The organism is Brucepastera parasyntrophica (genome assembly GCF_022376835.1).
GTDB lineage: Bacteria > Spirochaetota > Spirochaetia > Treponematales > Treponemataceae > Brucepastera > Brucepastera parasyntrophica.
Genome location: NZ_CP084606.1, coordinates 2,073,194 through 2,095,742, shown reverse-complemented (window position 1 = coordinate 2,095,742; position 22,549 = coordinate 2,073,194). Strand labels below are relative to the sequence as shown.

Sequence of the window (22,549 nt, the reverse complement as noted above, 5' to 3'; positions counted from 1 at the left end):
CTGTCCCGGAACAGGAAGGCATACATGGGACAGGCTTGTCAAAAACACTGCCAGCCCTTGTTGTCTATTCCTTCGACCCATTTCGCGGCCCAGGCTTTTGCGTCGGAAAGATTGTGATCCCGGTAATTCCCGCACATTACGGGATCAACGCCGGGGACCTCTTCTGTCTCCGGCCAGGCGGCCACCTTTACCAGAACATTCCTTATTTTTTCCGCGATATATTCTTCATCCCGGCCGCCGAAAACGGTAAAATAAAAACCGGTCCTGCATCCCATGGGAGAAAGATCAATAACCCCGTCGATTTCATCCCGGATATATTCCGCCATCAGATGTTCAAGTGTATGGATACCTCCGGTAGTCATGAACTCTTCGTTGGGCTGGCAAAACCGTATATCAAACTTGGTAACAATGTCTCCATTCGGTCCGGTTTTTTTTCCCGCCAGACGGACATAGGGCGCCCTGACCTTGGTATGGTCGAGCGCAAAACTTTCAACATTCCTGGATTCTTTCATTTCTGTTCCTCCTTCAATCCTTCCGCAATTGCCATTACTACATGGGCGCTTATGTCCGAGGCAAACCGGGAAAAACTTTCATAGGACATATTCGCGTTTTCCCCCGCGAGATCGGAAACACAGCGGAGAATAACAAAAGGCACACTGTTTACACTGCATACCTGTGCGATCGCGGCGCCCTCCATTTCAACACAGGCAGGGTGAAACAGATCAATTATTTTATTCCTGGTGTCGGCGGCCGAAACAAAAACATCCCCGGAAGCGATGCGCCCTTCAATAATCTTCGGTGAAGTCCCTTCCGGTAACCGCATATGGGCCCTGCAAGATTCCGAATCCATCACTTTCCCGAATGCGGACAGAGCGGCTTTTCTCAGGAAAGCATCCGCCGTGAAAAATGGTGAACCGGTCCCCGGTACCTGGCCCGGTTTATAACCGAAAAAGACGGCATCAACATCATGCTGCACAGCATCCGCAGAAACAATCATATCGAGTACGGCAAGACCCGCCGCAAGCCCTCCCGCCGATCCCGTATTGATAATATAATCAGGATTAAAATTGAGGATCAGGGTCTGGGTACAGATCGCAGCGTTCACCTTGCCGATCCCGCTGAGAACGACAACAGCGGGACACCCGCGCAGATTCCCCTCAAAAAACTCAAAAGCACCCGCTTTCCGTTTCCTGGCGGCCCCTTCCGGCCCGGAAAGGGCCTTGACCAGTAAATCAACTTCCTGTTTCTCCGCCCCGATTATTCCCAGTTTCATTTATCGGTATCCTCTCTAAAGTCAATGCCTTTCAGACAGCTTCCTCTGAAAAACACATATAATACTGCTTATCTGAAAGTATATAGCCACTGAAGCACAAGTATCAACCGGACAGCCCGCCTTATTTTCACAAAGTAAAAACCCGGAAAACCGGCCCGTGTTTAGTTCGAAATCTGAATTTTTGGTATATACGAGTAAACAAAAAGCTGTTATACTTAGCATACTATGATTGAATCGTGTACTGACTTTGTTCTTCAGGAAATTATAGAAAACGAACACATAACAACCTACTTTCAGCCCATTGTAAGCATGAAAACGGGAACCATTTTTGCCTATGAAGCCCTGGTGCGCGGCGTGGTCCCTGAAACCGATACCCTGATCCAGCCCGCGCAGCTTTTTGAAAGGGCGGAAAAAGAAACCGTATCCGTCGAACTGGACAGACTCTGCCAGAAAAAAGCTCTTGAAACATTCAGTACATTCAAAAACAAATCAACCGCACTCATGTTCATGAATATTAACACGGCAATAATCAGTTCCAGTGATACGGAAAGGCCCCACATCAACATTATGACCAACAAAATGGGCTTTGACCCCCATTATATAGGTCTTGAACTGATTGAGTCCCGGGCCCAGTCCGTCATGGATCTGATAAACTTTGTAAACCATTACAGGGATTCGGGCTTTCTGATTGTTATCGATGACTTCGGCTGCGAACACTCAAATCTCGAACGGCTTATTCAAATCCATCCCGATATTATAAAGATTGACCGCAATATCATTTCAGGGATCGCCCATGACAGTTACCGGCAGTCCATTCTGAAGTCAATCCATTTGCTTGCGGAAATGACAGGTTCCCTCTGTCTTGCCGAAGGCGTTGAAACCCTTGAAGAAATCGAAACCTGTCATTTGCTGGGAGTCGATCTTTTTCAGGGTTTCGCGATAGCGAAACCGTCTCCGAATCTGCAAAAGCTGGAAGAAAAAACCCTGGAAACAATAGACGAAATGCGGTCTTATATTCATAAATCATCTCTCGCCTCGCTGCGTTCAAAGCGGAGGCTTACCGGAGATGTAAAAATCCTCGCGGACTGGCTCGTTAAGCAGATAAATCCGGACAATTTTGATTCAATGAAACAGGTTTTCCAGGAGTTTATTGCCATAAATCCCGAAATCGAATGTATTTATCTTCTGGACGCCCAGGGGACCCAGCTTTCGGAAACAATTTTTTCATCATTTTTCTCATTAAAATCGCTGCCCTGCATTTTTTCTCCGGCAAAAAAAGGTTCCAACCACTCCCTGAAAGCCTATTACATCTGCTTCGAAGCCCTTGGTGTGCAGCAATATCTTACCGATGTATACCTGTCTCTGGCTTCGGGAAATCTGTGCCGGACCTTTTCCGTAAAAATGGAACATCCGGAGCGGGAGTATATTCTGTGCATAGACTTCCTTGAAGAAGCAATCAGAACAGCATCGGGTGAAATATCTTGATGCAATAGAAAAATGGCAGCGGGAAAATGAGAAAGAAGATTTCTATAAATTAATTGCTGAATATGAGAAAGAAAGTTTAGAAATATATATAGAAACGATAAATAAAGATATAACATGGAAATAAAATACTCCGCTTCAGAGCAGTCAGCTCGAAGAGCTGCAGACCTTTGGTCTGGGGTATTCGCAGGTCGCGGTAGCGGCCATTACATACCTTACAGAACCAGCCGCAGGCTGATTAAGCCTTCGCCGCGAATAAACAAACCGCAGTGCATCTGACAACATGTTTACGCTGCGACGTCAGCAGGCGGCAGGGTTAACCGGAGATCAGGCCGATACGATAGTCCATCGTATCGGCTATCGTATCACTATACGATAGAAGGCGCACATATTCCGGGACAGATTTCGGGATCAGGATTTTATCCGGCGGAATCAGTCTGCGGGCCGTAGTAATCCTGCCACTCGCCCACCGGCCTTCCGGCTTCGCGTAAGATGGCGTCGCAGTGTCCGACATGATATTGAATATGGCGGATCTGCATAAAGACCGCGTCAAGATTTATGATTTCCCCGTATATCGCGGAAGGCTGCGCGAGCCAGGGATCATCTTTTCCCGCGAAGAAAGCTTCCGCCTGTTTTTTCGCCTCCGCGCAATATTCCTTCATTTCCTGCCGCGTAATCAAATCTTCAGGAATACCCTCGAGTTCGGGATACACCTTTCTGTCCGGGAAGGGTTCATTAAAGGGAAGGTCTCCGTCCCTCATCCAGAAAAATATCCCGGCGATTGTATGCAATAACTGCTGCCAGAATAAAAAACCGGCCTTTGAGGTATTCCATAAATCGTCAGGACAGTTTTCAACATGATATTCCAGCATGGCAAAAGAAGCTCCAAGCTGCCTCCGGGCAGAATCAAGGAGTTTTGTATCAGGCATCACGCGGCCTCCTCAAAAAATTAAATTGTTTGACAATACTGCGCTACGGCATCAACTATTTTCCGGAGATTGTCATGGACCCGGGGATATATCTTTTCAACGGTTTCGGTCTGGTTATTAAGAATAGCCTGTTCCAGTTCCCGGGCGTCTTCAGGCAAATCCCTCGCGCCTATACAGCCGGCCGTTCCTATAAGAGAATGGGCCGCTATTCTGAAATCGTTTTTATTCCCGGAAACCTTCGCCGTTTCAAGTTTTTCCAGCATCCCTTCACTGGTCTGATTGAAAATTTCCAGCATTTTTTTCAGGTTTTCCAGGGAACCGGTACATTCTATACCCTTCGCGCGGTCGAGTCCGTATATCCATTCAGGTTTAGCGGAAGCGTTTTTTTCGTTTCCGGCGCCGGGATCGTCATGGGTATACACTTTTTTTTCAGCGGGCAGCCATTTTTTCAGGCAGGCGGAAAAAGTTTCAAAAACAAGCGGTTTGGCCAAGACATCCTGCACTCCGGCATCCAGGAATTCATTTCTGCTTTCCCCGCCCGCGTTTGCCGTTAACATAATAACGGGAATCTTTGCGTATTCAGGCTGGCTCTTTATATGCCTGACCGCCTGGACCCCGTCCATTTCGGGCATAATGTGGTCCATCAGAATAAGGTCGTATCTGTTCTTCCTGATTTTTTCCAGGGCGTCCCTGCCGTTAATCGCTTCGTCTGTATGTATGTTCAGGATCTGAAGGAATTCCTCGGCAAGTTTCCGGTTTAAAATATTGTCGTCCACAACGAGTATCCTGGTATCTTTTGCCCGGAAATACACCGGAAGGACCTGAGGTGTTCCCGGTGTATCCTTATCGGTTATGTTGAAATCAACGTGTTCGCCGCGCATAAACTGCGCAAATGTGGAAACAAGCAAAGGCTTAAATAAAAAGTCGATACCGGATCTGTTTTCCTTTTCAAAAAGGTCCGAATCGAGAAGCATGCCCAGCCACCGGACTTTTTTGTACGTTTGCGCGAATTCCCTGGCAATTTCATACCCGGTACTGTACTCAAAAATAACATGGGTCCATTTAAATGGCGCGGCCGCCAGTTTTTCCCGGAAGATATTTCCGTCGGAACATATTTCAGCTGATATACCCGCGTATTCAGCCATCGAGAAAATCGACTGCAGCACCGGTTCACACCGGTCAAAGACAAGAAGGGACAGAGGTTCTGAGTTTTTCACAAATGAAAAATCGGCCAGCGGAGGAGATCCGGGAACAGCCTGCTGTTTTACGTCTGCGGTAAAAACTGACCCGCTCCCCGCGGAGCTTTCAAGAGAGATGGTCCCGTCCATCAATTGGGCAAGACCCTGGGAGATTGAAAGGCCAAGACCGGTACCCTCCACCGGAGACGCATTTTCCTTTTCAATACGCATAAAACGGCGGAAAAGGTTCGCCTGCTTTTCTTCAGGAATACCTATTCCCGTATCCTGAATCCTGAAAATAAGGGTAATTCCGCCGCTGCCGCGGCTATTATTTTTGCAGGAGACGGACAGACTTACACCGCCTGTCGGTGTAAATTTGACCGCATTATTTAAAAGGTTTATAAGAATCTGTTTAAGACGGATGCTGTCGCCAATCAGAAAGACAGGGATTGAAGGACATATATCGGCGGTAACATACAGTTCTTTTTCCGTCGCGGCGACCACAATAAAATTGATAACATCCTGAATGAGATCAGTCAGGTTATACTCGGCCGGCGACAGTTCAATACGGTTGGCTTCAATCCGGGAAAAATCAAGAATATCGGTAATGATCGACATGAGATGGTTTGCCGACGATCTGATATGAGTTACATATTTGCGCTGGAGCGGCGACAGTTCCGTGAAAGAAATAAGTTCATTCATTCCGAGGACCGCATTCAGGGGCGTGCGGAGTTCATGTGTCATATTGGCCAGAAAGGCCGACTTTTCCCTGACTGCCGATTCGGCATGCTCCCTCGCTTCTACCAGATCGGTAATATTTGAAGCCATAATTACTGTCCCGAAATTTTCATCATGATAATTCAGATTGTCAATCTGGTAATTCAGAACGGAATCCCTTCCGTTCTGTTTTATGCAGATAGTATCCCGGTACGTTGTATCGATCCTTTCCAGCATATTTTCCCTGGAAAAACGCGCGGTCTTTTTCTCCCTGCGGAAAACGGTTTCCGCGGGCTGTCCGACCAGATTCCGCCAGTCTCCGTGCCCGAACATGGAAGCCATTGTCTGAGAAACGAATTCCAGATTTCCTCCGGGATCAATAATGGCCATCAAATCCGAGGAGGAATCCATCAGGGATTCCAGAATAGCCTGCGGCTTTATTTCCCTTGTAATATCCATTATAGTCAGCAGATAAGCGAAAATTCCGGAATCCGACTGTATGCACCTGAGATATTCGTAATACCAGCGGACACCGGTTTCGGGGTTATGGACATGCACGACTTCCCGGGCAGGTTCCCCTGTAAGAATTGCTTTTGCCAGCATTTTCTCGACCGGCTGTACATCGATCGAAAGCTGGTCAACGCGAAGGCCGGTAAGGTCCCTCCACGAATCATAACCGCAGTATTTTGCAATTGATTCACTGGCAAGCGTAATCCGCATCATCCTGTCAAAGACAAGTACGCCGCCCGGAAAGGAAGACATGAGAGTACCCAGAATATGTCCGGGAAAATACGTTTCAGTAACATCGGATATGATAAGGCCCCGGAATCCGTCCGGTCCGGCGAAATTCCCGGCCCTGATATGAAACCATTTAAACTGTCCGGTTTCCTCAATTTCCACTGAATAGGTTTCGGCAAGTTTTTGCTGCTGTCCCAGTTTTCCGATACAGGTTTGCATAAGCCGTTTTATGGCCGGTATGGGAATCAGTTCATATATATTCCGCCCCGCCGCTTCCAGTTTTTCATCACCGCACAGTAATCTGCAGGCTTCCCGGTTTATCTGCCGGATTGTATCCGCTGAATCAATTATCAGCAAACCGTCAGAGGCAAGTTCAACGAGGGACCCGGCAAATGAAGAAAAGGCGGAATCCATATATTTATAACTGCTGTCCATAGTATGTATTATATTACCGGGACGGGACCTTTGTACAGAATAAAGACAGGATGCACACCGTTTATACCGGCAAAGACCGCGGAATATTGCGGAAAACCGCATTGTCTGAAAAAACTTGTTGCGCCGGCCGGAATAATGGAATACACTGTAAAAGGATGCAGCATTAAGCTTTACGATCAGGCACAGCCGTTTTCCTCCTTGCGGCTGTGCTTTTATAGTGAAATTATTTCACTATTTCCGATTCTACATGTTTCTGATAAAAAGAATTGGCTAATTCTTTTTATCAGAAACGTAACTTAAAGGAGTATATCTCAAGACCGGCCGGAAATATCCCGAAATACAGTTTTCCCTTATCAGACAGGTCCATTGATGAAATAGATTTTTCACTATAATCTGTTCATATGATAAATAACACTTTTACACTGACAGTTTCCTGCGCGGACCAGCCGGGACTTATCGCCTCTATTACGGGCGGTGTTTTCAGAATGGGCGGAAATGTTCTCAATCTGGCCCAGTATACGGCGACAGATATTAATATGTTTTTCTGCCGGATTGTGTTTAACGGAAACCCGTCTTTCACGGAAGAAATTTTCAGGGCTGAATTTGAAAAGATAGCGGAACAGTTTGCCATGGACTGGCGGCTCTTTAATAATAATAACAAGGCCAGAATGGGCATTCTTGTATCAAAACCCAGCCACTGTCTTTATGAAATTCTCCTGAAACATGCGGACGATGAACTTGACTGTGAAATCCCTGTTATTATTTCAAACCATCCGGACCTTGCCCATATTGCGTCATCATTTCATATACCTTTTTTCCAGATTGATACTGCCAGGGGCAAGGCTGAATATGAAAAAGATGTAAATGATATTCTTGCCCGGTATAATGTTGACCTGGTTGTCCTTGCCCGGTATATGCAGATAATGAGTCCGGAGTTCTGCAAGCACTGGGACAAGCGCCTGATCAATATCCACCACGGGTTTCTGCCCGCTTTCAAAGGTGCGAAGCCGTACCACCAGGCCTGGGAAAAGGGTGTAAAGATCATAGGAGCAACAGCCCATTTTGCCACTGAAGACCTTGATCAGGGGCCGATAATTTTCCAGGACGTTATCCGCATTACCGATATGTGCTCGGTTGACGAATTCATCAGAATGGGAAAGGATGTTGAGCGCCGCGTCCTTGTCGAGGCGATCCGGCGTTATCTGAACCACAGTATCTTTCTGTACAATAAAAGAACCTTCATTATTGAATGACAGGACTTAAACCTTACACATAACAATGTGTAAGGTTTATCCGGCGTCCGGGGTTTTTACACACTGCTATGTGTAAAAACCGGACAGGCCGGGCATGGTCCGAAAACAATAAAGGTTTCTTCCGCGTCTTATGCCAGAACGGCTTTCAGGACAAGCAGCATAATGGCAAGCCATACAAATATTACCGGAAGCGCATAATACCATTTCTTCGGTCTGCCGTTTTCCCATAAACCCTCGGATTCCTTCCTGCATTCCGCGAACAATTCCCGTGGGATAAACTTTACCGTAAGGGCAATCAGCAGGGGAGCAGAATGAGATCATCAAGATAGCCGAGTACAGGAATGAAGTCAGGAATAAGATCAACCGGCGATAACGCGTATACCACAGTAAGCGCGGCAAAAATTTTCGCGGGCAGCGGGGTTTCTTTTTTTTTCAGCGCAAATAAAATACTCCGCCGCAGAGCAGCGGAGTATTTTTCTCTCCCGTGGAATTGGTCTCGGGTTTAACACCGTGGAACCTACAAAAACAAACGTTTTTATAGGTTGTTATTAAAACCGCCGCAAAACAGTGGGGTATTATAAACCCTCGCCTCGAATAAATACGGCGGGAATATCCGTTTTAAGCTGTTTCGCCCGTTCCCTGAGTTTTATACGCAGCCCCCGCATTAACATATAATAAAATTGATAACATCCATCAGCCGGAAGGTTCCATGCCGGGCGGATAATGGTTCCGTTCTTTTCGGGTGTTTTTCAGTTCACCTGTATAAAATCAAAGACGGCCATTGTTTTTACTTCGTCCGGCATATCCTGGAGCCTGTATGGAATTATATGGTAAACACCTTTTATTTTTTCATCCAGCCACGAGATATTTATTTCAACCATATCTCCGGAAACGGCGGGAAGCAGGTAAAGGACCGGATAATATACCGAATAATTTGGAGTATAATACATTACGATTATATCCGCATCGGTTTTTCTGCATCTGAAAGTATATTTTTGCTGTATCCGGGCTTCCTTTGTATCGTTAATGATGAACGGAGTATTATCAAATTTTTCCACGAAAACTTTTATGGCGGGAGGCACTTCAAGCTGTTTTTTTACAAGCTCCAAACCACCCGACATGACCGTAAATTCCCAGGTTCCGCCGTCATCGAGCCAGAATTTATTTTCAAATTCCGCGTTTGAATAAAACCCGAACAGATTTTCAGGTTCGTCAAAAGCGTACATTTCATTCAGGCTTATGTCCTTTTCATAACTGCCGAGACTGTTTTTTGCAATGAGCCTGAGGCTGCCATGGAATTGGATATCTTTTTCAAGAAAAATATCCACACCGGGATAAGAAGAGGAAAGCTGTATATCGTTTTTTTCAACAGGACGGTAAATCGGACCGGCGCCGTCAAGATCGGTTATCCTGTTATTAATAACCGGCACAGTATACTCATCTGTAACGCTGCAGTTTGTAAGCCATATCAATTCCTGAAAATCAGCCGGCGTCAGGGGGATTCCGCCCATATTGAAAATTCCGGATTTTTCAGGGCTCATAGCCTCACCGTATTCCGGAGAAACAGGAGCCTGTTTTTTGGCGCCGCATGAAATACAGAAAAAAGCGGCAAGAATCAGGAGCCATTTTTGCATCCGCTCCCTCCTAAAACAATGATATCAGGTCTCTGCAGTAAAGCATGTTCGGAATGACCTGCATATTTTTCCGCCTGTTCTTTTCCGCAAACCGGATATTTTACACATTAGTATGTGTAAGAATAAAGAAAGCCCTCAGACGAATAAAAAAGCCCGGAGCATTTCCGGGCTTTTCCTCTAAATGATTTTCTCAAGGGCGCCTACAATTTCGGAATCGTAAATGTTGGGCATTTCCCTGAGCTTTTCAAAGGCCGATTCCTTATCGTTTATATCATGATACACACGCTTTGAAACAAGCGCGATGTATGATTCGGCGACGCGGAGAAGCCGCGCGACATACGGAATATCTGAACCGGTAAGTCCGTCAGGATACCCTGATCCGTCCATATTTTCATGGTGCATAAACACGCCGTCAATGAAAACATGCTTGAACCGTTCAGGAACAAAGGTCAGCCTTTCAACCGCGTATCTGACATGGTTGCGGATTTCATTTTTCTGGTCCTGGTTCAGTTTCTTTTCATAATGCAGATTCGGGTTTACGCCCAGGAAACCTATATCATAGACCAGAGCGACCGAGTAATAAACCATCGCTTCATACTGGCTCGCGCCCATTTCAATGGCCAGCTTATATACCAATTCGGCGACATTTTTCGAATTGTTTTTTCTGCCGGTAACATAATCAATTTGTGTACCAACCTCACGGCAGGTCTGAATGAGGGCGTCAAATTCCTGTTTTTCTTCTTCCGTTTCGGATTCCGGCGGAATGTCTGTTCTCGTGTTGCTTCCCTCGACAACTTTCAGGTTTTCTTCACCGGATCCCGGAGGAGGAGGCAGGGACTCAATACCCGGAGACGCGAGGGACTGCCGGGCCGGAACCTGGAAGGCAATTTTCAGCGCCTCAACAATTTTCGCGTTCTGCTGTTTTGCGTGCCGCGAGGACACAATCAGATGGATGATAAAAATTATAAAGCCAACCAGAAGGGCAACGCAAAAGCCTATGATCAGCGTAAACAGCAGCTGGTTGTTTTTTGTTGTGGTTTTCTGGTCTTCTATATATTGCGATACGGTACCGTCCGTTTCCTTAATCGCGGTAATCAACTCATTTTTCAGTTCTTCATTTCTGTCGTTTGTTCTTGAGTCGACTTCATCAAGAGCATTTTTAAATATACTCCTAACCTCTTCCGCGCTGAGGCCGGCAGGCGGCGACACATAGGCGCTTGCGGGATCGGAACCCCAGGTTGTGTCCTGCATTTCCTGAGTATTGATAACATTTACGGTCCGCCGGATCCGTTCGCTCCCGACATAGGGATACTCGATCAGTTTTTCCTTGAACTTGGCAAAGGCCGTATAATTTCTTGTGTCGCGGATTTGCGTAAGGTATGTATAATAGATCAATTCGGCGGCGACAACCACATTTCCCGGAACTGTTGATTCAGTATAAAAGGACAGAACATTATTGATATACGTGAACGCCCTTTCATAGTTCCCTTCGGAAAACTGGTTATTTGCGGCCTGCATATATCTTGTTACCAGTTCATCTTCGGCAAAAACCGATACGGAAACAAATAAACAGACAAGTACACACAGAAAGCTCTTCATTTTATTATTCATAATTTCCTACTCCAAAGGCTACGGAAAGCCTTGCATCATTTCTGAATCCATCACTATTGTGGATTATAATGGTATCCCTGAGTCCAAATTGGAAATGTATATTAAAGTTCTGCAATTGTGTGAGTACAAATGTTATCGACGCCTCGAGTCCCATTGCAAAATTAATATCATCATTAAGAAGGTGCTGCGGGTAATAATCCGCGGCCAGCTTGAATTGCCCCGATTCGCCGAGCTTTACTTTATGAAGGCCGAGACCAATAACGGGAGACATAAACATCCGCCCTTCAACCGTATCGTTTACAGTAGTATCCAGCCCGAAAACCGCGTATCCGGCACGGAGGAAAATATTTTTGCTTACCTTGTTGAAAGCTATTGTCAGGACCCCGCTCGCCGACCAGTTAAAGGAATCGTCCGAGCCCAGGAAGGTGAGGACCATTGCGTCCCCGTAAATTTCGCCGCCAAAGGTCAGGAAATCATTATGGTAATACACCGATCCGTTCGCGCTGAGACCGTACTTGAAATGGTGACCATTCGTATCATACAGATAATTAATATTTGCGAGTCCGATCATGAAATCCCAGGTTACGGTGCGGTATTGCTGGTTAAAATTCTGGTCCAGATAAATCCTCTGTCCGGACGTTGTATTGGTAACAGTTTTATAGGTTTTACTGGCTTCCTGCCGGATTTTCGTTTCTTCGGCCTGCTGCCTGAATGACTCGATCGCGGCCCGTTCCGCTTCACGTTTCGCTATTTCATCCCGCCGTGAAATAGCGGACGCTATTGACTGATAGAGTTCAACCGCTTCCTGATTATCCAGATTATTGTCTATGACGGAAAGCGTCACATTCCTTGCCTGATCAAGTTCGTTCTGCAGAACAAGCTGCCTCGCTTTTTTCAGAACATATGATTCCACACGATAATACCAAGCGTTTTTTGTATATCTGGACAGTACGTCGGTTAAAACTTCAGGGGAACTCGCAAGAAAAGCATCATCAACCTGCCTGTATACGGCATCCGGCACCGCCGTTTGGGCAGAAACTGCCAGAGGCAGAAAAAATAATGATAGAAAAAGAAGGATAGACTTCTTCATTTAGTTCTCCATAATAAACAAATTTACATTATCCCATCTCTAATTTACTAAACCCGCCCTTTCAAGACAAGCCATATTAAGTAAATAAAAACACCAAACCACTGATTGAGAATAAATCTTTCATATGGTATACTTTTACCTATGAAAATACTTCCTTCAAATTCAGGGAAAACCTCAAAAAAACGGTCTTTTTTTATACCTTTCTTTATAATATCGGCAGTTTGTATCTGTTTCATTATAGTTTTTTTGCTGGTTTTTTCTCAAAGACGGTTATAGCCTTTTACAGGGTCCCGGGCCGCGTTCAGGAAGCTATAACGGAAATGGCTGCGGACTATTTTGAGGGGCAGAAAAAGGTATCCTTTCTCACTCTTGATAATACGCTGTCCCTGAAACAGAATCTGGATAAAAATAAAAAGATTTCCCTTCTTTTTGCCATTCAGGGGGAAGCGGCTTCTGAAATTGCGGCCCGGGTTAAAAAGCCGGACAGGAGCCAGTTTATGCTTATGCCGTCCGCGATACAGCGGGCAGGATTTTATAATGGGACAGGTTATGCGCTTCCGGTTATTTTAAATCATTTTGAAGTAGCCTATAATATACAAACCTTCCGCGAAAACGGAATAGCGGAACCGGAGACCATTTATGATTTGATTACCGCCGCAGAAAAAATAAAGAAGCCTTCTTTCCGTCCTGTTATCTGCGCGGGAGCAAAGGATTCTGATCTGCTGTTTCTTGTAGGCTCTCTGACGGAATCATACTGTACAGTCAGCGGCTGGCAGGCTCTTGTTGCAGCAATGAAACAGGATACGGCTTTTACGGACCTGCTGGATCTGCAGTTATCGGTACAGAATACGGATATCGGCAGTCTGAGGGACGTTCTTGATTTACTTATCCAGCTCAAAAATAATAATATCCTGCACCCTGAATGGCTTCGCATTAATGACAGGGCTGTGGAAGGCCTCATGGGCGATAACCTGGCGGACATTGTTTTTATGACCCTTCTGACCCACAGGAGTGTTCCCCAGCGTACAATTGAACGGTATACCGCGACAGCGGTGCCTCCCGCGGACAGGGATTCCCCGAGAGGAATTACCGCCCCGCCCATTATAGGGATGCTTCCTTCGCGGCGGGCAAATGCAAAGTCCCAGGATTTTTTATATTATCTTGTTAACCAGAACGGTCAAAAAAACTTTCCGAATTGAGCGGACTGGCCCCGGTCAATTCAAACGCCGAAGCGCCTGACAGGCAGGCTGATGATGTCCGGTATTACGCGGCAGCTTCGGAGCAGCCGCTTCCTGAAATAGGGATAGCCGCTTTTGCGGACCCCGCGAAACGGACACAGTTTGCCCAGATGATCCGCAATTATCTGCTAGCGGAAGGTTATGGGTACTGATTTTCCTGAATGCTAAAACAAAAAAGCCCTGCGGTTTTGCAGGGCTTTTTTATTATTTATCTGTTATTTTCTTTTTCCGTTATTTTTTCTGCGCCGTTTCTATATAGCCATTGGTACCCACACGGATAGCGTATCCCATCACTGGGTTGTTCGTGCCGTTGCCATAAACACGATCCCAGCAAGTTGCGGTGTAACCGGCGCCGCTATGCGCGCCGGCCTTTGTTCCTGTTATGGAGTTTTCCAGCACCCAGGTTGAGCTGTTCTTCCAGACGGCAACATTCATTTTATTGATACCCTGACTGCCTAACGGAATCTGATTTGCCGTTGGCAATACTGTTACTTCCCACGCACCGGTAAAGCGCTCTCCTTCAGAACCGGCAGGAGCGTTTGCCGAAGTGTCAACCTTATACGCATACTTTGGCTTTACGCAGGAAGTCGCATAGTAACCGATGTATGGAATCCAGTTATTATCGCTATCCTTCGCAACATCCAATGTAAGATTGGAACCAACAACACCGTATCCGTCAACTACGCATGTATCAAACCCGGAAGCATCGTACCGGCTCCTATACGCATACACCAAATCCAGATTAGACGGATCGTAAGCGGCAATATGAATACCACCGTCTTTATCCGCCATGATCTGACAATATTCCCCCGCATTTTCCATATCTGAGTCAAACACACGTTCCGGCGTAGACCAGCCTTCAGCGTTAACAGTACCATTGCGATTTGTTGTAGGCGTATCATTGTACGTATACCAAAGACATCTATTGGTAGCGTCATACCACACCGCGACAACAACATCGTCAATGGCAGCAGTCTCTGCAGAAATGGCTGCAATTGCCACATATTCACCCGCAATACGACCGGTGGCATTTCCCGCAATCATACTGACTGTTGCGTTGCGGTATACATACGGCAGCCCGGCAGTATCATAATCGGTAAAATTGCCAAAGTTGCCATATGTATTCGAATTGATATTCCCGTACTTGAATCGTATCTCATCGTTTATATTATCGTAATACGCGAGGTACACGTTTGTTGAAGTTCCGTGAACCGCCGTTGCGAAAACAGGAGACTTGATACGCTGCTTATCAAAAATAATGGTGCCTGAGGAATCCGTTTGCCCGATAGATTCCAATCTCAAAGAATTGGTATTCCCATATGATCCATTCTGTCCGGTCCCTGCGCGTCCCCAACGGCTCGTCATAAATTGGAATTTATCGGCCGAAGCAGAGTTAATGTCACCACCTGCGGCGCTGCCGTAAGAATAACCAAGCGTATCATACGTGAATTCGACTGAGGTGAAAAAGTCGTAACTTCCCATCCAATAATTCGAAGAATATTCCGTTCCGCCTACGGTACCGCCCATACTAAAATAAAGCGGACCATTCACAAAAGCAAATCCGATAGTCCCCGTAACAGGATTTATTTTCATTACCGGCTGCTCAATCATACCGCTTATTGGCCTTGCCGCCTCACTGTCGAACTGCCACACATCCAGCACAACATCATCCGTAAGCAGCAGATTATTATCGCCGTTCGACTGCTTGTTATATTCCGCGGTATTATCGTTACTGTTGTTCAGAAGGGATATTCCGTTTACCGTCAGGGGCAGCTCCCCTGATGTGAGATTTGCCGCCGGAATCGTAATGCCGCCGGTAATCTGTGTTACAGTAGAACCTGTCACTACCGCTCCACTAAGATTGAATCCATATATCGTAATTATTTCAGTCGAGTTCACCGGATAATACCCCAGAGCCGTCCTGTTATAGACTGAAGGATTATTGCTTTTTAGCGACGACAGACCGGTTTTAACAACAGTGATATAGGGTACAACGTCTACCGCATACCCGGGCACATTATTTTCCGCTTCAACCGCACTGTCATTTCTGACCTCTGAAGAAGCGTTGGCGACGGTTGGTCTGGAGTCTTCCGCTATTACCCGGACGCCGATATTTGCCGCTGCTACGCCTGTGACTTTAGAACTGTCCCAGTCAAGCTGCCAGGTAATGGAATGGCCGTCATGGGTAATGCCGTCAGGATCACTGAGCGTGAACAGCCAGCCGTTTGCATCCCAATGGGCCTCTTTTTGCGCGTCAGTCATGCTGTCAAAAATAGTTACCCATTTGCTGCCGGCGATATCATATTCGGCAAGCTTAGTATAATAATTATTGCTTCCTGTTGCGCTGTTAGTCCCATTTGCCGCAAATCCGAACTGGTTTTTATCGGAAGCTAGGCTGCTTCCCGCCGTAAAGGTAAAATTGTCAATCCGCATCCACAGGGCGCCGAGCCGCTGATTGTCGAAAGCGGAACCCCGTATGCTTATCTTTCCGGAAACAGCGGGGACCGTACCCAGCTCTATGTGTCCGTTGTCCTTCGAGTTATTGTACAGCGAGTTGTCCGTACTGCTCTTCCAGTAGAATCCATCTATAACCGCTACCGGGGCGTCAGTGTCGACAACATCCACGTGCACCGGCACATTCAACAGCGCCCACTGGCTGTCCGTACCGGGCGTAGTCTCATCCGTACTGTCCCATACCGAGAAGGTAAACAGCTTCAGGATATCATCCATGGCATCCATCGTACTTGCACTTATGACCACCGCATTCAGGTATGTCGCGTCTCCGCCCACCATCAGCGGGGTAAAGCTCTGCAGCGATGCCTCAGTTCCCGTCACCGGACTCGACGGATACGTCGTCCCGTTCCAGGCAGCCGCGGCCGCGCCGTTATACGTCCAGAAGTATTTCAGCGTCCCGTTCCCGCCCACTATGTCCATGGTCACCGCCATATCACTCTTGATATAGTACGGATTCGCGGAACTGTACGCGATATTCAGTATCGCCACCGCCTCATCCTCGGTCACCGCGTTGTAACTCTTCATCTCGGATGCCTCAAACGTCCCGTTTCCATTCAGATCAGTTCCCACATTGACCTTCGCGAGCCGCGGCCGGTTATTCAGCACACTCGTCGCCACCGAATACACACTGTGGTTTCCCGCCTCATCATAGGCGACCGCATAAATCGTTATCGGCCCGTCAGGGATGTTCTTCGAATTAATTGACGCGTCCCAGCTGTATTCTGTCCCGATCTTCACAATTGACTCAGGCATACCATCGCCGTCGTCAATCGTCGGTGTCCACACGCCGTTAACCCAGGTCCCGGTCTCAAGCTGGAAGTTATCAACCACCTGCGCGTACGCAAAGGACGCGTCCGTATAGCTGGTGCTGACACTCGGGGTAAACTTGACCGTCGTTCCCGTTATCTCAGAGATCCTCCGGTCAACACCGCCGATCCTCACGAGTCCGCCGACCCTGATGCTCGCGTTGCCCAAGACGCCCGAAGCGTCAAGGGAGTCCTCGGTCGGACGTGTTACCGTCATCTTGAGGCGCCACAGGCCGTCCACAAACTCGACATCAGAGGACATTATGTCTATCCGGTTATGCGTATTCGTCTTGTCCAGCATCGGATCATACAGCCGGTTCCCCGCGCGTTCGAAGTAGAACGCGAGGCGCTTGAATCCGCTGCCGTCCTCAGTGACCTTGGACCCGATGGTATACGCGTTATTACTCTGTATCACCGGATTCGTGGTATTGTTTATCTCACTTCCGTCAGATGAACCGCTCTTCAGGGACACCATGGTCGGCGCCTTGTTGTCATACTTGAGGGTTATCACCTGTGACACAGTCTGGGCCGGAGAACTGCCGTCACGCACATTAATCGTAAACGTAATCGTTCCCGTCTGTCCGTCAACTCCGCTGACCGGTACCTTCATGTCATAGTTATAGTATGTCTCTATAACCGCCCCGCGTGTCGTAAACCATGAGGCGTTATTATTGCTTCCCGGACTATCCACATCAAGGACCGCGTTCACGTTCCCCGATATATTGATCCGGGTAATGCCGCCGTCGTCTTCAATGCTTCCGACCAGGTACCAGGCGCCCCGCATCCACATGCCGGACACATAGTCCATTTCAGCCACTTCCGCTCCAGTGCCGTCTGCATTTTCATACTGCACCAGACGCAGCGGAGAGGACGCGCCGATTCGCGGCAAATCATTATCTATGTATACCGTGATGTAGTCGCTCCAGCTGCTGTAATTTCCGGCATTGTCCTTTGACCGCACACTGATGCGGATTTCACGCTGTTCGTCCGCGTCAGGGTCAAACTCGCCGGGGTTACCGCCGACCGATTCATTGATGACTATATTCCAGGACGTGGTGCCGTTGACCTGTTTCCCTTCACCGCTGTTGTCCCAGCCCGTGAATATATTGCCGTCCTTGTCATAGATCCGCATCCAGACCGAGTCGACCGATTCATTGTCAGTGGCGCTTCCGAAGATACGGATTGCGCCTCCGAGGACCGCCCCGTCTGTCGGGTAAGTCATCGCGACGGTCGGCTTGTCGCCATTAGGATCAATGTTCAGATACAGCCGGTAGTTTTCGGCATTACCTACAGCGTCAGTCGCGCGTATCCACAGCGGCACGCGGTACAGTCCCGCTCCGACGTCTGTCCCGTAGGTGTCATTTCCATAGTCCGAGATACTTCCATTTGACCTGCCATCCTGGAAGCTTACGTTCCATGATACAGTCGAGCCTTCCACACTCTTCCAGGCCTGATCCAGGTCCGTCGGAGGCGTGCTCTCATCAACGCCCTTACCGATCTTCCATTGGACTGTCGAAACTCCTGAACTGTTGTTCCCGTCATCGACCGTTCCGCGGACAATGATGTCCCCGGTTACCTGCGCCCCGTCCGCATGGGATACAAACGAGACTGTCGGCGCAGTATGGTCTATGACTATCTGCCGTGAAGCTGTCGCTTCAAGCTCGGAATTATCTGTTACAATAATCGTGACCGTCGGCCGGCCGGAAGACACCGCAGATATATCTATTTCGCTGGTTATGAATATTTCATACCCTTCAAACTTGCTCGCCTCCATCCAGGAAAGGTCGGCACCACGGTCCTGTTTGACCGCCGTATACTCTGTTCCGTCGATCTCTATGACAATGCTCTGGATATCGTTTGCGTCCTTGGCCATTGCCCACAGGGCAAACTTCGACTTGTCGCCGCCGAAGACCATACCGTTCGTCAGTTTGTTCGCGTCGGCAAGGTCCGTGCTATCCGTGAAATATCCGTCGCTGCTATCAATATCGATATATATATCCGGATGGATATCGGGTGTCTTGGTGTCGACCCTGAAGGTCACGGTTGTGCTCACATAGTCCGTTTCATCCGCAGCGTTTGCGTAATAGACTTTAGGACGGGTAAGGTCTCCTGCGGTGTTACCCGTTGTGAATACTGTACCCTGTGCATCCGTTACTTTGAAATCGAGTGTTTTTGAGCCATCCGCCCCTGCATTATAGCTGAACATGCCGTTTGAAAGCGTCAGTGCTGTCCACTCCTTGTCTCCTGCGTCCCAGGCCTTGCCGTCAGTCGAGATAAGGAACTGTCCCGCCGGAATGGTCCCGTCGTCGTCAGTGACCGCTCCGTACACCAGCGCAGTCATTTTCAGGGTAGAATCCGCCGCAGTTATATTCGTCAGCCGGATTTCAGGCCGGTCTGAATCCTGATCGATTGTTATTGCCCGCTCTGAAGTTGTAAATGTATTTCCCGCGCTGTCAGCTGCGATAACCCGGAGTTTGGCTGACGACGGAGTAGCCGTGTTGTTATATACAGTTGTATCTACCGATGTTGTCCAGTTAAAACCGGCCGTGCCGGTAAATTCCGCGATATCATTCCAGGTGTCACCGCTTGTCTGCAATTGTACTTTAACAGAACCTAACCCGTTGGTATCGCTGGCTGTTCCGCTCACCACCATGGTTTTATTAACTTTGGTGTCTGCTTCAGGCTGCACAATTGATGCGGTCGGAGGCGTTGTATCCAAAAGATATTGGAAGTTTCTCATTGAAGTCCGCCCGGCCTGATCTTCCGCCTGAACATACACAATCTTTTGTGTGGCCGCCAATAATTTGGCTGACGGAACCGTAGCCTTCCACAGAAGGGCCGTCCCGTCATATGCTGCAACAGCATCCGGCGCGGTGAAATCGGTTGAACCGACTTTTATCGTTATTGTATTTGTTCCTGTGAAATTAAGACCGCTGCCCGAGTCGCTTGCGGTAATTTCTATAGGCAGGTCCTGACTGCCGTTAATTACTACCATTCCATCAGGACTTGTTATTGTCAGTTCAGGATTAACAAAGTCCGCCTTAATGGTTCTTGTCGCTTCACTATAATTTCCCGCGCGGTCGGTTGCCCGTATATATACAACATTGCTGTCACTGTGGCTGACTGTTACCGTTCCGTTCCAGCTTGTGGTTCCGGATAATTGGTGCCAGTTGGCTTTGTTATCAGTTGAATATTCGATCTTTTCTATTCCGCTGCCGCTGTCCGAAGCGGTTCCGGCTATATTTACCGGTGTTGTTGTGAACCAGCCGCTCAGATCGGTACTTACAGTTATATCGGGATCAGTACTGTCCACCATTACATTCCGGGTGACGGTGGTTTTCTTTCCCGCTCCGTCTGTAGCTGTAAAGACCAGGGGATAGGTTCCGTCGGTCTGATCAAGACTTTGATTGAAAGTATAGGTCCAGGCGCCGCCGCTTGGAGTAATCGCAGAGGCTGCACCGCTATTTACAGATACAGTCAAAGCATTCGTATCGGCCAGCTTCCAGTCATCACTTACCGAACCTCCAAAGGAGAGAGTCTGTGAAGATTGTATATACTTTGTATCCGTTGTATTGACAGCTGTTTCTGTTAATACGGGAGGAGCGGCATCATAATAAAACTGTACGGTTTCTTCACTTGTATTTCCCGCAAGGTCCTTTGCCTGTACAATCAGCGTACGCAGTCCCTTGGTGGCTCCCAGATCAACCGTTGCTTCCCATTTGACGCCAGTCGCAATGGGTGCGGCAGTCCAGGAGGTCCTGTTATCAAGGCTGTATTGAACGCCTGTAGAAGAGTCAATTCCGACACCGCCTGTGTCACGGGCAGTACCCTCAATGTTATATGTTGTGCTTGAGGTTGACTCACCATTGACCGGTGCGTCTATTGTCAGCTGGGGCGCCGTAGTGTCTATTCTCACAGTCTTGGTGGCACTGCGGGTTTTCCCCGCCATATCGGAAACGGTTACTGTGTAGATATATACGCCGTCTTCTTTTCCGGAAACGTCCATATTCCAGTTTCCGTCAGTGCGGGTTATTGTCTGGGTTACGGTATTTTCAGTGAGCTGAAGGTCCTGCACCCCGATGCTGCTGGCTACGGTTCCTTTTACCGTATATGTTCCCGGCAAATTATGGGTATTATTCGTATCAGGGTCTTTTAAATCAGCTCCTACATAAAAGTTCATTGTTACGGAAGGTATATCGGTATTTATATAAAACTTCCGGCTTACCGTATTTGTATTTCCGGCCCTGTCTGTTGCTTCAACATCAAAATAGGTCAAACCTTCCCAGGTCGCCGCAAAATCGGATATATTCAGCACGCCCGTTGCGCTGGCGCTTGTCCAGGCAGGTTTCGGGGCTGTACCATCTGCGTATACCCGGTACCGGACAGTCTGGAGACCGGAATCTTCATCATACATAGTAGCGGACAGTCTTGGATTAACATGATCAAAATATGTATTATCCGTACCCGGGTTTGTAATTTCTATTACCGGAAGGGTAACATCCTCATATACCGTAAATCTCAGTTCGGTTGTATTTCCCGCCTCATCTTCCGCCTGGAAGATATACGCCTGAGATCCGCCTTCTACTGAACCAAGTGTATACGTAAATGTCTTTTCCATCTCGGTGTCAGTGCCCAGCGTCAGCGTGATGTCACTGCCGTTCTTCGTCGCCCCAACACTCGCGACCCCATTCCCGTCAGTCACCTTCCCCGCTATCGTATAGCTCCCGTTCTGGTACACTATAGCTCCGGACGTTATGGCTGCCGCACTCCCTCCGGACGGTGTTATCGTCATGTCAGAGAACGCCGGCGCGCCCTTGTCTATAAAGACCTTGCACAGGACCCCAATGTCCCCGTACAGTCCCGTGTCATCCGCGAGCCGGTAATATATCGTGTATATCCCTTCCTTCGTCGACGTCTCATTGTCAAGCGCCATCGATATCTTGAACAGCTTATACCCCTCCACATTCGTCGTCCCAGGTACATCTGCCGTCGCCCACGCACTGTCTCCCTCTACAGGAGCCGCCGCCCCATCCTTCTTGTAACACAGCTGCGCCGACTCAAGATCATTGTCGGAATACCCCTCTATCGTGACCCCGCTCTCCTGCAGTATCGCCCACATCTCGCCGCCGCGGTCCACCAAGGGCGGCCTCGTCACACTCCGCAGTATCGGCGCCGTCGTGTCCGTCTGGAACGAATACGTCGTCGTCCGCTGCTTGTACATATTGTCATCTACCTGGAACCGGTAGTATACCTTCTCATCCTCAAGTGGAGCCGTCACCGTAAAGGTATGGCTGAATGTAAACGGATCATCTTCTCCCAGTCCGGGGTTATTATAGTTCGCCGTTACCTCTATCGTTCCGCCAAGCTCATTCCCGCTCACATCCACCGGGATCGCGCTTATCTTGATCGTTTCACTGTCATAGTCACTCGCCGTCACTACTATATCAAACTTCCCGCTCCCGTCAGGCTTTATCTTTCCATTCACCTTCCCGTTCGGCGTACTTACATCCTCTACCTTCGGCGCAGACCCGTTTATTTCAAACGCAAACTCTCCATAATGGTCATCTCGGTACGCAAGACTCATACTGTCCCGCCGCGTCGTCGTATACCCGCTGCGGTCCACCGCGTCTACCCGCAATATCCACCGCCCC

15 protein-coding genes are annotated in these 22,549 nt (G+C 48.1%); 5 read left to right on the top strand and 10 right to left on the bottom strand.

Going from position 1 to position 22,549, the window contains the following annotated elements:
• Positions 1-38: 38 nt before the first annotated feature.
• Both K7I13_RS09905 and K7I13_RS09900 read right to left on the bottom strand, forming a co-directional pair.
• Positions 39-512 carry an S-ribosylhomocysteine lyase gene (locus K7I13_RS09905; RefSeq protein WP_255945170.1) on the bottom strand — a complete coding sequence of 158 codons (474 nt, stop codon included), beginning with the start codon at positions 510-512 and terminating at the stop codon, positions 39-41.
• A complete protein-coding gene (locus K7I13_RS09900; RefSeq protein WP_255945168.1) occupies positions 509-1,273 on the bottom strand; it encodes a 5'-methylthioadenosine/adenosylhomocysteine nucleosidase in 765 nt (254 codons plus the stop codon). The genes K7I13_RS09905 and K7I13_RS09900 overlap by 4 nt, the downstream gene beginning before the upstream one ends.
• Positions 1,274-1,498: 225 nt before the next feature.
• Between K7I13_RS09900 and K7I13_RS09895 the strand changes: the two genes are divergently transcribed.
• Together K7I13_RS09895 and K7I13_RS09890 are read left to right on the top strand one after the other, a co-directional pair.
• Positions 1,499-2,758, top strand: a complete 1,260-nt coding sequence (locus tag K7I13_RS09895) for an EAL domain-containing protein (protein WP_255945166.1) — start codon at positions 1,499-1,501, stop codon at positions 2,756-2,758.
• Positions 2,745-2,882, top strand: a complete 138-nt coding sequence (locus K7I13_RS09890) for a hypothetical protein (protein ID WP_255945164.1) — start codon at positions 2,745-2,747, stop codon at positions 2,880-2,882. The genes K7I13_RS09895 and K7I13_RS09890 overlap by 14 nt, the downstream gene beginning before the upstream one ends.
• 292 nt (positions 2,883-3,174) lie before the next feature.
• Here the strand turns inward: K7I13_RS09890 and K7I13_RS09885 are convergent, their stop codons facing one another.
• Positions 3,175-3,684 carry a DinB family protein gene (locus tag K7I13_RS09885; RefSeq protein ID WP_255945162.1) on the bottom strand — a complete coding sequence of 170 codons (510 nt, stop codon included), beginning with the start codon at positions 3,682-3,684 and terminating at the stop codon, positions 3,175-3,177.
• Between the two features lie 20 nt (positions 3,685-3,704).
• The gene (locus K7I13_RS09880) at positions 3,705-6,731 is read right to left on the bottom strand and encodes an ATP-binding protein (protein WP_255945160.1); all 3,027 of its coding nucleotides are present in this window, start codon (positions 6,729-6,731) and stop codon (positions 3,705-3,707) included.
• A gap of 422 nt (positions 6,732-7,153) precedes the next feature.
• On the opposite strand from K7I13_RS09880, the gene purU reads away from it, so the two are divergent.
• On the top strand, positions 7,154-8,005 hold the full coding sequence (purU, locus tag K7I13_RS09875) for a formyltetrahydrofolate deformylase (protein ID WP_255945158.1): 852 nt from the start codon (positions 7,154-7,156) through the stop codon (positions 8,003-8,005).
• Positions 8,006-8,300: 295 nt separating this feature from the next.
• On the opposite strand, the gene K7I13_RS15685 is transcribed toward purU, so the two are convergent.
• The 5 genes from K7I13_RS15685 to K7I13_RS09855 all read right to left on the bottom strand — a co-directional run bounded on the left by K7I13_RS15685 (position 8,301) and on the right by K7I13_RS09855 (position 12,576).
• Positions 8,301-8,390, bottom strand: coding sequence for a YkvA family protein (locus tag K7I13_RS15685; RefSeq protein WP_369413664.1), 90 nt, complete (start codon positions 8,388-8,390; stop codon positions 8,301-8,303).
• 364 nt (positions 8,391-8,754) lie between these two features.
• Positions 8,755-9,639, bottom strand: a complete 885-nt coding sequence (locus K7I13_RS09870; protein ID WP_255945156.1) for a hypothetical protein — start codon at positions 9,637-9,639, stop codon at positions 8,755-8,757.
• Positions 9,640-9,816: 177 nt separating this feature from the next.
• Positions 9,817-11,250, bottom strand: a complete 1,434-nt coding sequence (locus K7I13_RS09865) for an HD-GYP domain-containing protein (protein ID WP_255945154.1) — start codon at positions 11,248-11,250, stop codon at positions 9,817-9,819.
• Complete coding sequence (locus tag K7I13_RS09860) at positions 11,243-12,340, bottom strand: hypothetical protein (RefSeq protein ID WP_255945152.1); 1,098 nt, start codon at positions 12,338-12,340, stop codon at positions 11,243-11,245. Before K7I13_RS09860 ends, K7I13_RS09865 begins: the two co-directional genes overlap by 8 nt.
• Positions 12,341-12,387: 47 nt before the next feature.
• Entirely contained in the window at positions 12,388-12,576 is a 189-nt protein-coding gene (locus tag K7I13_RS09855; RefSeq protein WP_255945150.1) for a hypothetical protein, read from the bottom strand.
• A gap of 84 nt (positions 12,577-12,660) precedes the next feature.
• On the opposite strand from K7I13_RS09855, the gene K7I13_RS09850 reads away from it, so the two are divergent.
• Complete coding sequence (locus K7I13_RS09850) at positions 12,661-13,539, top strand: hypothetical protein (protein ID WP_255945148.1); 879 nt, start codon at positions 12,661-12,663, stop codon at positions 13,537-13,539.
• Positions 13,536-13,730 (top strand): hypothetical protein, encoded by a 195-nt coding sequence (locus K7I13_RS09845; protein WP_255945146.1) that lies wholly within the window; start codon positions 13,536-13,538, stop codon positions 13,728-13,730. The genes K7I13_RS09850 and K7I13_RS09845 overlap by 4 nt, the downstream gene beginning before the upstream one ends.
• A 79-nt stretch (positions 13,731-13,809) precedes the next feature.
• Here K7I13_RS09845 and K7I13_RS09840 read toward each other — a convergent pair whose 3' ends face one another.
• The gene (locus tag K7I13_RS09840; protein ID WP_255945144.1) at positions 13,810-22,536 is read right to left on the bottom strand and encodes an Ig-like domain-containing protein; all 8,727 of its coding nucleotides are present in this window, start codon (positions 22,534-22,536) and stop codon (positions 13,810-13,812) included.
• Positions 22,537-22,549 lie beyond the last annotated feature (13 nt).

Coding starts and splice junctions, on each gene's coding strand:
- K7I13_RS09905 (WP_255945170.1), bottom strand. CDS start 512: ATGAAAGAATCCAGGAATGTTGAAAGTTTTGCGCTCGACCATACCAAG.
- K7I13_RS09900 (WP_255945168.1), bottom strand. CDS start 1,273: ATGAAACTGGGAATAATCGGGGCGGAGAAACAGGAAGTTGATTTACTG.
- K7I13_RS09895 (WP_255945166.1), top strand. CDS start 1,499: ATGATTGAATCGTGTACTGACTTTGTTCTTCAGGAAATTATAGAAAAC.
- K7I13_RS09885 (WP_255945162.1), bottom strand. CDS start 3,684: ATGCCTGATACAAAACTCCTTGATTCTGCCCGGAGGCAGCTTGGAGCT.
- K7I13_RS09880 (WP_255945160.1), bottom strand. CDS start 6,731: ATGGATTCCGCCTTTTCTTCATTTGCCGGGTCCCTCGTTGAACTTGCC.
- purU (WP_255945158.1), top strand. CDS start 7,154: ATGATAAATAACACTTTTACACTGACAGTTTCCTGCGCGGACCAGCCG.
- K7I13_RS09870 (WP_255945156.1), bottom strand. CDS start 9,639: ATGCAAAAATGGCTCCTGATTCTTGCCGCTTTTTTCTGTATTTCATGC.
- K7I13_RS09865 (WP_255945154.1), bottom strand. CDS start 11,250: ATGAATAATAAAATGAAGAGCTTTCTGTGTGTACTTGTCTGTTTATTT.
- K7I13_RS09860 (WP_255945152.1), bottom strand. CDS start 12,340: ATGAAGAAGTCTATCCTTCTTTTTCTATCATTATTTTTTCTGCCTCTG.
- K7I13_RS09855 (WP_255945150.1), bottom strand. CDS start 12,576: ATGAAACAGATACAAACTGCCGATATTATAAAGAAAGGTATAAAAAAA.
- K7I13_RS09850 (WP_255945148.1), top strand. CDS start 12,661: ATGGCTGCGGACTATTTTGAGGGGCAGAAAAAGGTATCCTTTCTCACT.